A 15217-nucleotide genomic window follows, 5' to 3' on the forward strand; every position below is an offset into this window, starting at 1 on the left:
ACGGAACGGCCCGACGATACTCGCTCTCGCTGTTACAAGGGTGGGCAAAGGCGCGTCGAAGGCGCGTCGTGCCCACGCGGTCGATGGCATCGACATTCGACGGCGTGGGCACGCTTCGCTTTGCCCACCCTACGATTTCCGCCACATCGAAAAAATCTTCCACACCCGCCCGTCGATCGCGGCAAGACCGGCCGCGATGCCGAGCATGCCGGCGATCTGGTGCGCGGCGAGGCGCTCGTCCATCAGCACGGTGCCGAGGAGCATGGCGCTGACCGGGATCAGGAAGGTGACGAGCAGCGTGTTGGTCGCCCCGGCCCGCGCCAAGACCCGAAAATACAGCACATAGGCGAGCGCGGTCGAGAAGGCGCCGAGCGCGAGGAGCGCCGCGACGGCCGGCCACGAGGGCAGGGACAGCGTCCACGGCCGGTCGAACACCAGCACGGGCGGCAGCATCAGGGCGATCGCCGCGACCGCCTGGCCACCGCCCATCTGGTTCGGCGACAGGTGCTTGTAGCGGCGCGCATAGATGGCGCCGACCGCGTACAGGAACGCGGCCGTCAGGCAGGCGATCTCGCCGGCGATGTGGCCGCCGATCCCGCCGAGCGCCGCCGGCCCGATCATCACGGCGACCCCGGCGAGCCCGAGCAGCAGGCCGACCGTGCGGGCCGGGGTGATGCGGTCGTCCCGGGTCGTGAGATGGGCGAGCACGATGGCGAACAGTGGTGTCGTCGCGTTGAGGATCGCCGCGAGGCCGCTGCCGATGTGCCGCTGGCTCCACGAGATCAGCGCGAAGGCGGCGGCGTTGCTGAGGAACCCCATCACCAGGAACGGCAGCCAGTGGCGCGTCATGCCGGCGAGCTCGCCGGCCCGCCAGCACAGCGCCAGCATGATCGGCGCCGCGACCGCGACGCGCACCAGCGAGATGGTCATCGGCGGCACCTCGGCCACCGCCACCTTGGCGAAGTAATAGGACGCCCCCCACAGGGTGGAGAGGGCGACGAGCAACAGCCAGTCGCCGGGCGACATGGTCAGAACGGAGCCTTGGCGCATGCGTCCCTTTTACGGGCGAAGGCCGGCCGGTGCGACAGCGAAACGCACCCTTTCCGCACTTGGTGAGAGCGCGGCAAGGACGGATGCCGACCGGCAACGTTTCGTTAACCGGGGCGGCCGGGAGAGCGTCGCGTCGGACCCGGACGTTCAGGACTCGTCAACCGATCGCGCGCCGCAATGGCACGGAGGGGTTGTGCCGCCCGGGAGAGTCCCATGGAGCTCACCACCGGACTGACCGCCGCCTGGCTCGACGCGGTGCGCCGCGCCCAGTCGGACATGACGCAGCGCTTCGCCAGGCAGGTGCCGCAGAGCCAGCCGTCCTACCAGGAGCGGACGCTCGGCGACGTGATCGAGCGCGCCATCAAGGCAGGCGGCGCCGCCCCGCCGGCGGAGAGCCGGGCGCCGCAGATCGCGGCGCAGACGCAGCAGGCGACGGGCGCGCAGCGGTCCGCGCCGACCGCCACCGTGCCGAAGGGCATCGTGGGCCGCATCCTCGACATCGAGGTGTGAGCGGCGCGCGTCGGTCGCGCCGCGTGAGTCTCACCCGCCCGTGCCGCCGACCGTGATGCGGTCCATGCGCAGCGTCGGCTGGCCGACGCCGACCGGCACGCCCTGGCCGTTCTTGCCGCAGGTGCCGATGCCGTGGTCGAGGGCGAGGTCGTTGCCCACCATGGTGACGCGGTGGAGGTCGGTCGGGCCGTTGCCGATCAGCATGGCGCCCTTCACGGGCGCGCCGACCTTGCCGTCCTCGATCCGGTACGCCTCGGTGCACTGGAACACGTACTTGCCCGAGGTGATGTCGACCTGGCCGCCGCCGAACGACACGGCGTAGATGCCGTTCTTCACCGAGGCGAGGATCTCGGCCGGGTCGTGATTGCCCGTCGTCATCACGGTGTTGGTCATGCGGGGCATCGGCACATGGGCGAAGCTCTCGCGGCGGCCGTTGCCGGTCGGCGCCATGCCCATCAGCCGGGCGTTCTGGCGGTCCTGCATGTAGCCGACCAGGATGCCGTCCTCGATCAGCACGGTGCGGTTGGTCGGCGTGCCCTCGTCGTCGATCGACAGCGAGCCGCGGCGTGACGCCATGGTGCCGTCGTCGATCACGGTGACGCCCTTGGCCGCCACCTGCTGGCCCAGGAGCCCGGCGAAAGCCGAGGTCTTCTTGCGGTTGAAGTCGCCTTCCAGCCCGTGGCCGACCGCCTCGTGCAGCATCACGCCGGGCCAACCGGGGCCGAGCACCACGTCCATCTCGCCGGCCGGGGCGGGAACCGATTCCAGGTTCACCAGCGCTTGGCGCACCGCGTCGTCGGCCGCGCCCTGCCAGGCCGCGTCGGTCACGAACTGGTCCATGGTGGCGCGCCCACCATAGCCGTGGCTGCCGGTTTCCTGGCGATCGCCGTCGCCGACGACGACCGAGACATTGACCCGCACCATCGGCCGCACGTCGCGGAAACTCTCGCCGTCCGGCCGCACGATCTCGACCACCTGCCAGGTCGCGGCGATCGATGCCGTCACCTGCCGCACCCGCGGATCCTTGGCGCGGGTGTAGGCGTCGATGGTCTCGAGCAGCCGCACCTTGTCGGCGAAGGCGATGCCGGCGAGCGGATTGGCGTCGGTGTAGAGCTTCGCGTTCGTGCGCGGCGGGGCCGCCGCCAGCGTACCCGAGTAGCCGCCCTTGACCGCCTTGACGGCGTCGGCGGCGCGGCCGATCGCCTCCTCCGAGAGGTCGGAGGCGTGGGCGTAGCCGACCGCCTCGTCCTTGACGGCGCGCAGCCCGAACCCTTGCGTGGTGTCGTAGGTCGCCTGCTTGAGGCGGCCGTTGTCGAACATCAGCATCTCGGACTGGCGGTATTCGAGGAAGAGCTCGCCGTCGTCGGCCCCGTCGAGCCCGCGTGCGATCAGGCGCGACACGTTGGTCCGGTCGAGCCCGGCGCGGTCGATCAGCGAGGTCGTGGCGGTCATGGCGGGTCTTTCGTTGCGGAAACGGCTGCCGGGAAGATAGGGGTTCGCGGGCTGCGGCGCGAGGGGGCGTCACTCCCCCAGCACATGCAACCGGTCGGTCGCGATGTCGATCGCGACCGCCGTGCCGGGCGCGAGCCCTTCCGGGGCGGTGCCGTGGCCGAGATCGACCGAGACCTCGGTCTCCCCCGCGGAGTCACCCGGGACGGCGATGCCGTAACGCTCGGTCGCTCCCAGGAACTCCTTGAACCGGATCGTTCCGGGAATACGCGCGCGGCCCTCCGCGAGGGGGGCGTCGGGGCGCGACAGGATCGCGTGATGCGGGCGGAAGACGAGCTTCGCGCCGGGCGGCGGGTCGCCGGCCCGCAGCGCGCCCGCCGGCAGCGGAATCGTTCCGGCCGCGGTCTCGAACGCCGCCGCGGCGCCGTCGCGCACCACGCGGCCGTCCAGGATGTTGGTGGTGCCGAGGAAGCCGGCGACGAACAGGTTCCTCGGTGCGTCGTAGAGCGCCGTCGGGGCGCCGACCTGCTGCACGGTGCCGTCCTTCATCACGGCGATCCGGTCGCAGATCGTGTTCGCCTCCTCCTGGTCGTGGGTGACGAAGATGGCGGTGAGGCCGAGGCGCTGCTGCAGCTCGCGCAGCTCGCGCCGCACGTCTCCGCGCAATTTCGCATCGAGGTTGGACAGCGGCTCGTCGAGCAGCAGCACCTTGGGCGCGACCACGATGGTGCGGGCGAGGGCGACGCGCTGCTGCTGGCCGCCGGAGAGCTGCCCCGGGCGGCGCTTCTCCAAGCCCCCGAGGCCGACGAGATCGAGCGCGGCGGCGACGCGCTTTTCGATCTCCTGGCGCGGCAGGCGGCGCTCCTCCAGGCCGAAGGCGACGTTCTGCTCGACCGTCATGTGCGGCCACAGCGCATAGGATTGGAACACCATGCCGACGTCGCGCTTCCACGGCGGCAGGCCGGAGACGTCGCGCCCGGCGATCAGGATGCGGCCGCGGTCCACCGGGTTGAAGCCGGCGATCAACCGAAGCAGCGTGGTCTTGCCGCAGCCCGACGGCCCGAGAAAGGCGAAGAACTCGCCCGGCTCGATGCGCAGGCTCACGTCGCGCAGCACGTGATTGGCGCCGTACCAGAGATCGACATGCTCGATCGCGATGTCGACCGAGGGCGTCGCGAGGGTGTCGACGGCGAGCGCGGTCATTGGGCTCCGTGTCGTTCGTGGCCCCTCCGCTTAGCGCTCGGCGGTCGTCTCGGCAAATCCCGCGGGCGGCGCCGGATCGGTCCCGGCGGCACGCGCCAAAACGAACGGGGCGGCCCGTGGGCCGCCCCGTCACATCCCGCCTGGCTCCGCGCCGGCCTAGCAGCAGCGGAACCGGCCGTTCTTGCCGAACCCGTAGCGGGCGTCCTGGCGGTCCCGGAAGAACTCCGCATAGGTCATGACGGGCTCGTCGGGGTGCGTTTCCTTGCGATGGGCCACATAAGTGTCGTAGTCGGGCACCCCGACCATCAGGCGGGCCGTGCGAACGGCCCACCCGGCGAGTCCGAGCGTTTGGGAGCCCTGCTCAGGCATGGGCCGCCCGCGCGCTGCCGTCGACGCCGCCGACCTCCGCGGTGGTGACCCGCGAGGTGGCGAGCGCCTTGCGGATGCTGACGAAGCCGAACACCAGGATGGTGAGGACCACGGCCACGAACGCCACCGAGAGCGCCGTGTTGATGTAGTCGTTGAAGACCACCCGGCTCATCTCCTCGAGATTCTTGGCCGGAGCCAGAACCTTGCCCTGGGCGAGCGCGTCGCCGAACACCTGGGCATGCGCCAGGAAGCCGACGCGGGGGCTCGGGTGGAAGATCTTCTGCAGGCCGGCCGTCAGGGTGCAGGCGAGCAGCCAGGTGGTGGGCAGCAGCGTGACCCAGGCGTACCGCTCCTGCTTCATCTTGAACAGCACGACCGTGCACAGGATCAGGGCCATACCGGCCAGCATCTGGTTGGAGATGCCGAACAGCGGCCACAGCGTGTTGATGCCGCCGAGCGGATCGATGACGCCCTGGTAGAGGAAGTAGCCCCAGCAGGTCACCGAGAGCGCCGAGCCGATCAGGTTGTTGACCCACGACTCGGTGTTCTTGAAGGGCGGGATCACGCTGCCGATCATGTCCTGGATCATGAAGCGAGCGACCCGAGTGCCGGCGTCGACCGTCGTCAGGATGAACAGGGCCTCGAACAGGATGGCGAAGTGATACCACACGCCCATCATGGTCTGGCCGCCGAACATGCCGGACAGGATGTGAGCCATGCCGACCGCCAGCGTCGGGGCGCCGCCGGCGCGCGACAGCACGGTCGATTCGCCGACGTCCTTCGCCATCTGGGTCAGCATCTCGGGCGTCACCACGAAGCCCCAGCCGGAGATGACCTGGGACGCCTGGGTGACCGTGGTGCCGATCAGCCCGGCCGGGCTGTTCATGGCGAAGTAGACGCCGGGCTCGATCACCGTGGCGGAGATCATCGCCATGATGGCCACGAACGATTCCATCAGCATCGCGCCGAAGCCGATCAGCCGGATCTGGCTCTCGTTCTCGATCATCTTGGGCGTGGTTCCGGACGAGATCAGGGCGTGGAAGCCCGAGACCGCGCCGCATGCGATGGTGATGAACAGGAACGGGAACAGGCTGCCCGACCACACCGGCCCGGTGCCGTCGATGAACTTCGTCACGGCCGGCATCTTGAGGTCCGGCTGGACGATCATGATGCCGATCGCCAGCAGGCAGATGGTGCCGATCTTGAGGAAGGTCGACAGATAGTCGCGCGGGGCGAGCAGCAGCCACACCGGCAGCACCGAGGCGACGAAGCCGTAGCCGATGATCGCGAGCGCGAGCGTCTCGCCCTTCCAGTTGAACAGCACGGCGAGCTCGGGTGTCTCCGAGACCGTCTTGCCGTAGATCAGTGCCGACATCAGAAGGACGAAACCGATCGCCGACATCTCGCCGATCCGCCCGGGCCGGATGAAGCGGGCATAGATGCCCATCAACATGGCGATCGGGATGGTCGCGACCACAGCGAAGGTGCCCCACGGGCTGCCGGCCAGCGCCTTGACCACCACCAGGGCCAGCACGGCGAGCAGGATGATCATGATCAGCAGCACGCCGACCAGCGCGATGCCGCCTGCCACCGGACCCATCTCGGCGCGGATCATGTCGCCGAGCGAGCGGCCGTCGCGCCGCGTCGACATGAACATGACGATCATGTCCTGCACGGCGCCGCAGAACACGACGCCGGCGAGGATCCACAACGTGCCGGGCAGGTAGCCCATCTGCGCCGCGAGCACCGGGCCGACCAGCGGCCCGGCGCCGGCGATGGCGGCGAAGTGATGCCCGAACAGCACGTATCTGTTGGTCGGGACGTAGTCGAGCCCGTCGTTGTGACGCTGCGCCGGGGTCGGTCGCGCCGGATCGACCTTCAGCACCTTCTCGGCGATGAACAGCGCGTAGAACCGATAGGCGATCAGGTAGACGCAGACGGCGGCCACCACCAGCCAAGCGGCATTGATGCTCTCGCCCCGGTTGAGAGCGACCATCCCGAGCGAGACGGTGCCTGCCAAGACGATCAAGACCCAGAGGGCCCAATGCCCTCTGGGGTTGCTGCGCACGAGTGCAGTCATTGGATTCTCCTGATCCGGATCCCGCCAGTGCAGTGACAAGTGCAGTGAGGTGCAGTGATCTGCGGCCGCAACGAGAGCTCGCGGCGCGCAATAAGCGTTCACTGCGGCTGGCGTATCAAGAAAGGGGAATGCCCTATAGTCGGACGAGTCCTTATCAGGGCGTGCAACTCTTTCGAAATTCAGGGTTCTCGCGAAATTTTCGGAGCGGCGCAACCGCAGCGTGCCCGCGGAAATCGATCATAACGGCAAGGTATAAGGGGTATTACGGCGCCATCGCCGCGTGCGCGACACGGCCGGCCCGCCGCCGGACCGGCGGCGGGCGAGCAGCGTGAACCGATCAGGACAAGCGGACCGTCACCTCGCCGATCGGCGCGAGCCGGTGCGTCAGTACGCGGTCCTCCATGGTCAGCATCAGGGGCGGCGTGATCGAGCCGGCGATGATCACGTCGCCGGTCCGCAGCGTTTCGCCGAGTGCCGCCAGCGTGTCGGCGACGTGGCGGACGATGCGCACGAGATCGCCCGTGTTGGCCGTCACGTCGGCCGGCGCCGGCACCGCCGTACCGTCGCGCAGGACGGTCGAGACGAGGCCCGTCGTGTCGCCGTGCTTCCGGGCCGACCGCGGGCCGAAGATCACGTGCCGGTGAAAGATGTTGCCGGACAGGATCGGCTCCGGGTCGTCGAGCGGCGAGAAGTCGGCGAGCTCGATGGCCGGACCGAGCGCGGCGATCGCGGCCGCGGCCGCCGCCTCGTCGCCGCCGCCGGGCAGATCGGTGCCGATCTCGACGGCGATCTCCGGCTCGGCGACCGGCATGGCGAAGCCCGAGATCGCCACCGTCCCGCCCGACGCGACGACGTTGCGGTCGAGCAGGAAGCCGACGATCGGTGCCGCGATCTTCAGCTTGGCGAGGCCGGCCGGCGCGCCGAAGCCGACCTTCCAGCCGATCGGCCTGGCGCCCTCGGCGAGTTTGCTGCGGCGCAGGTCCATCTGGGCCGCCATGCCGCGGGCGAGCCGGGGATCGTCGAGCGGACGGCTCATCGCTTGGCCTCCGCGACGCTCTCCGGCGTCTCGTAGCCCGAGTCGGCGATCGAGCCGGCGCCCATCCAGCCCCAGACCAGCACCACGTCCTTGTCGGACGTGTTGTTGAAGCCGTGCCAGCAGCCGCGCGGCGAGTAGACGACGTCGCCCTTCTGGGACGGCTCGAGGCCGTGCTCGGTGATGATGTGGCCCTTGCCCTCCAGCACGATGAAGAACTCGTCGCAGTTACGATGGCGGTGCGCCTCGTGGCTGGCGCCGGGCTTCAGCACGGTCCAGCCGACGACGTGGTCGGCGCCGGCCGATTTCTTGTCGATGAGGAACTGGACCTGCATGTCGATCCAGCCGTCGTCGCGCTTCAAGCCCTCGACCAGCGGCACCGCGTCCATGGTGGTGCGGAACATCTTGCTCATGACTGTCCTCCCAGCCGCCGATAGACCTCGTGGGCGGCGACGAAATCGCGGTGGTCGATGCCCAGCCCTCGGCAGGCGTTCATCATCTCGTTGGCGGCGGCGGCGAGCGGCACCGGGCTGCCGAGCCGGCGGCCGAGATCGAGCGCCAGCATCATGTCCTTCTGCTGCAGCGTCACGTCGGCGAGCGGCTTCGCCGGCATCTTGCCCTCCAGGATGAAGGGGCCGCGATAGCCCAGCACCGGCGAGGCGGCGACGCTCTTGAGGATCGCCTCGACCGCGACGGCGCGATCGACGCCGCCCTTCTCGGCGAGCGCCACCGATTCGCCGAAGCAGATCACCTCGACCATCAGGAGCAGGTTGACGGCGATCTTCATCTGGCAGGCGAGCCCGTTGCCGCCGACCCGCATCACCTTCGGCCCGATGGCGAGCAGCACCGGCGTGATCGTCTCGAACGCCGTCGCGTCGCCGCCGACCATCACCGAGGCCTGGCCGGCCTGGATGGTGACCGGGCTGCCGGAGATCGGTGCGTCGAGCATCACCCGGCCGGCGGCGGCGAACTTCTCCGCGACGGCGCGGCTGACATGCGGCGCGATGGTGCTCATGTCGGCGTAGATGCCGCCCTCGCGCAGGCCGGCGAGAATGCCGTCCGGCCCGAGCGCGACCTGCTCGACGGCGGCGCCGTCCGTCACGATCGAGAAGACGACATCGGCGTTGGTGGCCGCCTGGCGCGGCGTCTCGGCGAACGCCATTCCGGCCGCGATCAGCGGCTCGGCCTTCGATCTGGTGCGGTTCCAGCCGGTGACCCGGTGACCGGCCGCCATCAGGCGCGGCACGATCAGGGATCCCATGTCGCCGAGACCGACGAATCCGATCTCCACCGTTGTTCTCCTCGGGGGTTGGCGCCGTCCGGCGCGGCGGCGACCGCGCCGCCCGCGGGGCGGACCGGCGTCGTGTCGTGCCGCGAAACGGAGAGGCGCGGGGGAAGAAGGCGCCGCATGCTGCCGCGCCGCCGGCGCTCGCGCAAGCGGGACGGCGCGACGGTGAGCGGGACGAAACGTCTCGCGCCGGCATCGGGGTCGCCGTCCCCTGGAGCGATCGTCGCGCGGACATGTTGTGCGGTGCGAAAGGGGCGCCCGCTTGTCATACGAAGTCCGGTGTCGTGAAGTCACGCCGCCAGATACGGCGGAGCGGGCGCGTTCGAGATCCATGGTGTCATCCATGGTGTCGGCATGCGCAACCCGCTTCGCAGTGCCGCGGGTTTCGCAATTGACAAAGCGCCGAGCCCCCGTCGAAGCTCGCCTCAACAGGCGCGGCGACACGACCGCGACCCGACAACAAGAATCGACCAGGGAGAGGACGCATGAGCGAGCAGGTCGCGACGGAACCGCGCGTGAGCGGGTCGCGCGTGAGCGATCCCACCACGAACCAGACGGGCGCGGCGCGGACCCCGGGCGCCAAGCGAGCCGCCCCGGGCGAGTACGTGTTCGAACTCGCCAAGGTCAATCACATCCTCGGCGGCCCCGACTATTCGACCGCCAACGGCGCCTGCGTCGAGGGCGACCGCATGATCGTCGGGCTGATGCGCATGCCGGCCGGCACCGGCGCCGCGCCGCATTCGCATCCCAACGAGCAATGGATCTACATCCTCGAGGGCACGTTCCGGGCGACGATCGGCGGTGCGCCGGTCGAGGCCGGGCCCGGCTCGCTCGTCTACATCCCGGCCGGCACGATCCATTCGGGCGGCGCCACCGAGGCCGGCGACGTGCTGTTCTTCACCGTGAAGGACGCCTCGCACTCGCTGCACGGCATCAAGGCGTGACGGCGCCCGGCTCCGCACGGCGCGCGTGAGACGACGCGCATGCGCCTCGGACGCCCTGTCGATCGCTCCGCGTCAAGGCGTCGCGTGGTCGAGACGTTTCACAAGCGAAGCAACGATCCGTCAGACCCCAGAACAATCGACGGACGCATCCCGAGGAGGAGAGCATGAGGAAGAGCGTGCTGAGCCTGACCGCGGCCGTCTGCCTGGCCGTGACCGGCGGCGTGGCGGCGAGCCTCGTCGTCGCGACGAGCGCGGCCGCGCAGGACAAGTATCCGTCCAAGCCGGTGAAGATCATCGTTCCCTATGCGCCCGGCGGCGCCACCGACATCGTGGCGCGGCTGATCGGCGAGCACATGCGCCAGGATCTCGGCCAGTCCTTCGTGGTGGAGAACAAGCCCGGCGCCTTCGGCATCATCGCCATCGAGGAGATGGCGCGGGCGAAGCCCGACGGCTACACGCTGATGGTCGGCAACGTCTCGACGAACGCCATCACGCCGGTGCTGTTCCCGAAGAAGTTCAAGATCGACTACGTGAAGGACGTCGTGCCGGTCACGCGCCTCGTCGACATTCCGGAGTTCATGGTCGCCACCACCAAGGACTTCCCGCCGCAGAACCTCAAGGAGCTGGTCGACTACGCCAAGAAGAACCCCGGCAAGGTGCGCTACGGCTCGGTGGGCGTCGGCAGCTATCCACATTACGACGCGGCGCTGTTCGCCAAGCGCGCCGGCGATCTCGACATGGTCGCGATCCACAACAAGGCGGGCGCCTCGGGCGTGATCAACGACCTCGTGTCGGGCGACGCGCAATTCGCCTTCCTCAACGTCGCCTCGACGGCGCCGATGATCAAGGCCGGCAATCTGCGGCCCTTCGCCCTCGTCAATCACGCGCGGCTGCCGGACTATCCGGACGTGCCGACCATGGACGAGCTCGGCTACAAGGGCGTCGGCACCATCGCCTGGCAGGGCCTGTTCGCGCCCGCCGGCACGCCGCCCGAGGTGCTGGAGACGCTGTTCAAGGCCGCGGGCAAGGCCATGCAGGCGCCCGCCGTCCAGGAGGCGTTCAAGAAGCAGAACTTCAACGTCGTGCCGAGCCAGTCGGTCGCCGAGGCGAAGACCTGGCTGGCCGGCGAGATGAAGACCTGGAAGACGATCGCCGACGAGGTGAAGATCGAGCTCGCCGAGTGAGAGCCGGTCGCTCGGTTCCTGCTCGTTCTCTCCTCGCATTCGGCGGTTGCTCCCCCTCTCCCCGCACGGCGGGGAGAGTGGAAGGACAGACCCGCCACCAATCAACACGACACGGAGTGTCCTCGGTGCTGGACGTGAAGAGCGAGACACCCGGCGGCGCCGGGACGACCGCCGGTGGAGCGAGCAGCGGCATCCTGATCGAGCGGGACGTCGACGTGCCGACCCGCGACGGCTCGCGCCTGAAGGCCGACGTGCTACGGCCCGAAGCCGACACGCGGGTGCCCGCGCTGCTCAATCTCGGTCCTTATCAGAAGGACAAGGTGTGGATCCCGCCGGACAATCTGGAGGAGAAGCCGAACCCGCTGATGAACTGGGAGACGGTCAATCCCGAGTGGTGGGTGCCGCGCGGCTATGCCTGCGTGCGCATCGACGCACGCGGAACCGGCAAGTCGCCGGGCCGCACCGAGCCGTGGTCGCTGCAGGAATCGCTCGACTACTGCGACGCGATCGAATGGGCCGCGGCGCAGCCCTGGTGCAACGGCAAGGTCGGGCTGATCGGCATCTCCTACTTCGCCATCAACCAGTGGTTCGTCGCCAATCATCGGCCACCGTCGCTCGCCGCGATCGTGCCGTGGGAAGGCTTCGCCGATCTCTACCGCGACGCGCTGTTCCACGGCGGCATCCTCAACCAGTTCATGACCAACTGGTTCGTCACCCATCTCTGCCATCATCTGATCGGCCGCGCCTATCGCGACAATCCGGACACTTTCACGGCCGACACGCTGTGGCGTTGGGTGCGGCACAATCTCGACACCGGCGCCTTCGCGGGCGAGCAGGCGCAATGGGACAGGATCACGGTGCCGCTGTTCTCGGTCGGCAACTGGTCCGGAATGGGGCTGCATCTGCGCGGCAACACCGAAGGCTTCATGCGGGCCGCCTCCAAGCACAAGAAGCTGCGCATGCATTCCGGAACGCATGTGCATCCGTTCTACACGGAGGCCGCGCGACACGAGCAGCTCCGCTTCCTCGATCATTTCCTGAAGGGGATCGACAACGGCGTGATGGACGAGCCGCCGGTGCGGCTGTTCGTCCGCCACGGCAACGGCGAGGGCGTCTGGCGCGACGAGCACGAATGGCCGCTCGCCCGCACCCGGTGGACCAGGATGTATCTCGACCTCTCGGCCCCCGCGGCGGGAGCGCCCGCCAACAGCGGCGCGCTGGTGCCGGAGAATCCGCCCGTCACCTCCTCGCGCACCTACAATGCCAGCGGCCTCTCCAAGGGCGGCTCGGCCTCGGCGTCGTCGACGTTCCTGGCCTCCGGCGCCATGCAGGCCGGCATGGGCATCTCGCTCGACACCGCGCCGTTCGATCAGGACACCGAGATCACCGGGCCGGTCGCCGCGACCCTGTGGGTGTCGAGCGCGACCGAGGACATGGATCTGTTCCTCACCATCCGTGACATCGACCCCGAAGGCAACGACATGTGGGAGATCGGCCAGCAGGGCCAGCAGGTGCCGATCGCCAAGGGCTGGCTTCGCGTCTCGCATCGCGAGCTCGATCCGGAGCTGACGAGGCCGTGGCGGCCCTATCACCGGCACCGGCGGCGGCTCTATCTCGCACCCGGCGAGATCGTGAAGGTCGAGGTCGAGATCTGGCCGACCTCCATGGTGTTCCGCAAGGGCCACCGCCTGCGGCTCGACATCCAGCCGCGGGACGGCGTGGGAAGCGTGCACTACACGCATTATCACGCCGACTACAACACCGGCACCAACACCGTCTATTCCGGCGGTGACAGGGAGTCGTTCCTGCTGCTGCCGGTGATTCCGGCGCGATGAGCGGGGCGGCTCCGATCTCTGTCGTTGCGGGGCGCGGGCGCAGGCTCGCGAGCCCGCGATCCATATCCCCTGTGCCGCCTCGTGGAGTCCGGGCGGATGGAGGCCCGACATCCGAGCGTCCCCCGGCGTCCGGAACGACCGAGAGTCGGGTGGCCCGGGCCATGAGGTTCCGCCCATGACCGACTCGTCCGGCTTTCCGACCGCGCGGCCGTGGCGGCGGCTGATCCACCGCGACGTGCTGGCGGGCCTCCTGTTCGTCGCGATCGCCGGCTTCGGCCTGTGGCTGTCGCAGGACTATCCCGTCGGCACGGCGCGCCGCATGGGCACCGGCTACGTGCCGCGCCTGCTGTGCTGGACCCTGCTCGGGCTCGGCGCCGTCGTCGCGCTGCGCGGCTTCATCGCGGCGGGTGCGGAGCACAGCGAATTTCCGATCGGCCGCGAGGCGGCGCGCCCCGTCGTTCTCGTGTTCGTCGCGCTGGTCGTGTTCGGGCTCTCTCTCGAGCGGCTCGGGCTCGTCGTCTCGATCCTGCTCCTGGTCGCGATCGGGGCGGTCGCCGGGCGCGGGCTGCGCGTCGCCGAGGCGGTGCTGGCGGCCGTCTTCCTCGTCGGCCTCGCATGGGCCGTGTTCATCGCCGGGCTCGGGCTGACGATCCCGGTCTGGCCCGTCTGGTAGATCGCCATGGAGCTGCTCTCCAACCTGGCGCTCGGCTTCTCGGTGGCGCTGACGCCGTGGAACATGCTGTTCGCCTTCGTCGGCGCGATGATCGGCACGCTGATCGGCGTGCTGCCCGGCATCGGGCCGATCGCCACGATCGCGATGCTGCTGCCGCTCACCTTTCATCTCGAGCCGACCGCCGGGCTGATCATGCTGGCCGGCATCTTCTACGGCGCCCAGTATGGCGGCTCGACCTCGGCGATCCTGATCAACCTGCCGGGCGAGACCTCGTCGGTCGTCACCACGATCGACGGCCACCAGATGGCGATCCAGGGCCGCGCCGGCGCGGCGCTCGCCGCCGCCGCGCTCGCCTCGTTCTTCGCCGGCTGCGTCTCGACCGCGCTGATCGCCGGCTTCGCGCCGCCGCTCGCGCTGCTCGGCCAGTCCTTCGGATCGCCCGAGTACTTCTCGCTGATGCTGCTCGGGCTGATCGCCGCCGTGGTGCTGGCGCACGGGTCGGTCGTCAAGGCGATCGCCATGATCGTGCTCGGCCTGCTGCTCGGGCTGATCGGCACCGACGGCAACACCGGCGGGCAGCGCTTCACGTTCGGGCTGAACGAACTCGCCGACGGGCTCGACGTCGCCACCCTCGCGATCGGGCTGTTCGGCATCAGCGAGATCATGGCGAACCTCGCCCAGCACGACGACCGCGCGCGCGACGTGGTGACGAAGCGGATCACCCGCCTGTGGCCGACCCGTGACGACTTCGTCCGCGGCTGGCCGGCGGTGCTGCGCGGAACCTCGCTCGGCGCCGTGCTCGGCGTGCTGCCGGGCGGCGGCGCGACGCTGTCGGCCTTCGCGGCCTATGCGCTGGAGAAGCGTGTCTCCGACCGGCCCGCCATGTTCGGGCGCGGCGCCATCGAGGGCGTCGCGGCGCCCGAGGCCGCCAACAACGCCGGCGCGCAGAGCTCGTTCATCCCGATGCTGACGCTCGGCATCCCCGGCAATCCGGTGATGGCGCTGATGATCGGGGCGTTGATGATCCACGGCATCCAGCCGGGCCCGCAGATCATGACCGAGCGGCCGCAGATGTTCTGGGGCATGGTCGCCTCGATGTGGATCGGCAACCTGATGCTGGTGATCATCAACCTGCCGCTGATCGGCTTCTGGGTGCAGCTCCTCAAGGTGCCGTACCGGTTCCTCTATCTCGCGATCCTGCTGTTCTGCGCCATCGGCGTCTACACGGTGAGCAACAGCCCCGCGGCCGTGATCCTGGCGGCGATCTTCGGAGTCGCCGGCTTCGTGTTCCAGCGGCTCGCCTGCGAGCCGGCGCCGCTGATCCTCGGTTTCGTGCTCGGCCCGCTGATGGAGGAGAACCTGCGCCGCGCGCTGCGCGTCTCCGGCGGCGATCCGATGATCTTCGTCGAGCGGCCGATCTCGCTCGGACTCCTGATTTGCGCCGCGATCCTGCTGTTGATCGTCGCCTTGCCGGCGATCCGCTCGGGCCGCGAGCAGGCGTTTCAGGAGTAATTTGTTCCGGATGACCGGATCGGGCTTGTGCTCCGCTCGTCCCCGCGAAGGCGGGAACCAGGAGCGGCACGGCACGGGGCTCCGGAT

Annotated in this window: 14 protein-coding genes; 6 read left to right on the plus strand and 8 right to left on the minus strand. The window is 69.3% G+C overall.

The features are described from left to right. Window positions 1-129: 129 nt before the first annotated feature. On the minus strand, window positions 130-1050 hold the full coding sequence (locus ACFSOX_RS07320) for a DMT family transporter (protein WP_378477142.1): 921 nt from the start codon (window positions 1048-1050) through the stop codon (window positions 130-132). A 213-nt stretch (window positions 1051-1263) separates the two neighbouring features. Between ACFSOX_RS07320 and ACFSOX_RS07325 the strand changes: the two genes are divergently transcribed. Then, window positions 1264-1560, plus strand: a complete 297-nt coding sequence (locus tag ACFSOX_RS07325; RefSeq protein ID WP_378477143.1) for a hypothetical protein — start codon at window positions 1264-1266, stop codon at window positions 1558-1560. Between the two features lie 30 nt (window positions 1561-1590). On the opposite strand, the gene tldD is transcribed toward ACFSOX_RS07325, so the two are convergent. The 7 genes from tldD to ACFSOX_RS07360 all read right to left on the minus strand — a co-directional run bounded on the left by tldD (window position 1591) and on the right by ACFSOX_RS07360 (window position 8985). Continuing rightward, entirely contained in the window at window positions 1591-3012 is a 1422-nt protein-coding gene (gene tldD, locus ACFSOX_RS07330) for a metalloprotease TldD (protein WP_378477144.1), read from the minus strand. A 69-nt stretch (window positions 3013-3081) separates the two neighbouring features. Next, complete coding sequence (locus ACFSOX_RS07335; protein ID WP_378477145.1) at window positions 3082-4212, minus strand: ABC transporter ATP-binding protein; 1131 nt, start codon at window positions 4210-4212, stop codon at window positions 3082-3084. Window positions 4213-4368: 156 nt separating this feature from the next. Beyond that, window positions 4369-4581: a YbdD/YjiX family protein gene (locus ACFSOX_RS07340; RefSeq protein WP_378477146.1), complete on the minus strand. Its 213-nt coding sequence runs from the start codon at window positions 4579-4581 to the stop codon at window positions 4369-4371. After that, window positions 4574-6661 (minus strand): carbon starvation CstA family protein, encoded by a 2088-nt coding sequence (locus tag ACFSOX_RS07345; protein WP_378477147.1) that lies wholly within the window; start codon window positions 6659-6661, stop codon window positions 4574-4576. The genes ACFSOX_RS07340 and ACFSOX_RS07345 overlap by 8 nt, the downstream gene beginning before the upstream one ends. A gap of 337 nt (window positions 6662-6998) precedes the next feature. Next, entirely contained in the window at window positions 6999-7697 is a 699-nt protein-coding gene (locus tag ACFSOX_RS07350) for a fumarylacetoacetate hydrolase family protein (RefSeq protein WP_378477148.1), read from the minus strand. Further along, a complete protein-coding gene (locus tag ACFSOX_RS07355) occupies window positions 7694-8107 on the minus strand; it encodes a cupin domain-containing protein (protein ID WP_378477149.1) in 414 nt (137 codons plus the stop codon). The genes ACFSOX_RS07350 and ACFSOX_RS07355 overlap by 4 nt, the downstream gene beginning before the upstream one ends. After that, window positions 8104-8985, minus strand: coding sequence for an NAD(P)-dependent oxidoreductase (locus ACFSOX_RS07360; RefSeq protein ID WP_378477150.1), 882 nt, complete (start codon window positions 8983-8985; stop codon window positions 8104-8106). The genes ACFSOX_RS07355 and ACFSOX_RS07360 overlap by 4 nt, the downstream gene beginning before the upstream one ends. 482 nt (window positions 8986-9467) lie before the next feature. On the opposite strand from ACFSOX_RS07360, the gene ACFSOX_RS07365 reads away from it, so the two are divergent. The 5 genes from ACFSOX_RS07365 to ACFSOX_RS07385 all read left to right on the plus strand — a co-directional run bounded on the left by ACFSOX_RS07365 (window position 9468) and on the right by ACFSOX_RS07385 (window position 15130). Then, the gene (locus tag ACFSOX_RS07365) at window positions 9468-9926 is read left to right on the plus strand and encodes a cupin domain-containing protein (protein ID WP_378477151.1); all 459 of its coding nucleotides are present in this window, start codon (window positions 9468-9470) and stop codon (window positions 9924-9926) included. 164 nt (window positions 9927-10090) lie between these two features. Then, window positions 10091-11110 (plus strand): Bug family tripartite tricarboxylate transporter substrate binding protein, encoded by a 1020-nt coding sequence (locus tag ACFSOX_RS07370; RefSeq protein WP_378477152.1) that lies wholly within the window; start codon window positions 10091-10093, stop codon window positions 11108-11110. Window positions 11111-11226: 116 nt separating this feature from the next. Beyond that, window positions 11227-12945, plus strand: a complete 1719-nt coding sequence (locus ACFSOX_RS07375; protein ID WP_378477153.1) for a CocE/NonD family hydrolase — start codon at window positions 11227-11229, stop codon at window positions 12943-12945. Between the two features lie 175 nt (window positions 12946-13120). Then, complete coding sequence (locus ACFSOX_RS07380) at window positions 13121-13618, plus strand: tripartite tricarboxylate transporter TctB family protein (RefSeq protein ID WP_378477154.1); 498 nt, start codon at window positions 13121-13123, stop codon at window positions 13616-13618. A 6-nt stretch (window positions 13619-13624) separates the two neighbouring features. Next, window positions 13625-15130, plus strand: a complete 1506-nt coding sequence (locus ACFSOX_RS07385; protein ID WP_378477155.1) for a tripartite tricarboxylate transporter permease — start codon at window positions 13625-13627, stop codon at window positions 15128-15130. The last annotated feature ends 87 nt before the right edge of the window (window positions 15131-15217 follow it).

This window comes from Rhodoplanes azumiensis (genome assembly GCF_042682915.1).
In the GTDB taxonomy this organism is placed as follows: domain Bacteria; phylum Pseudomonadota; class Alphaproteobacteria; order Rhizobiales; family Xanthobacteraceae; genus Rhodoplanes; species Rhodoplanes azumiensis.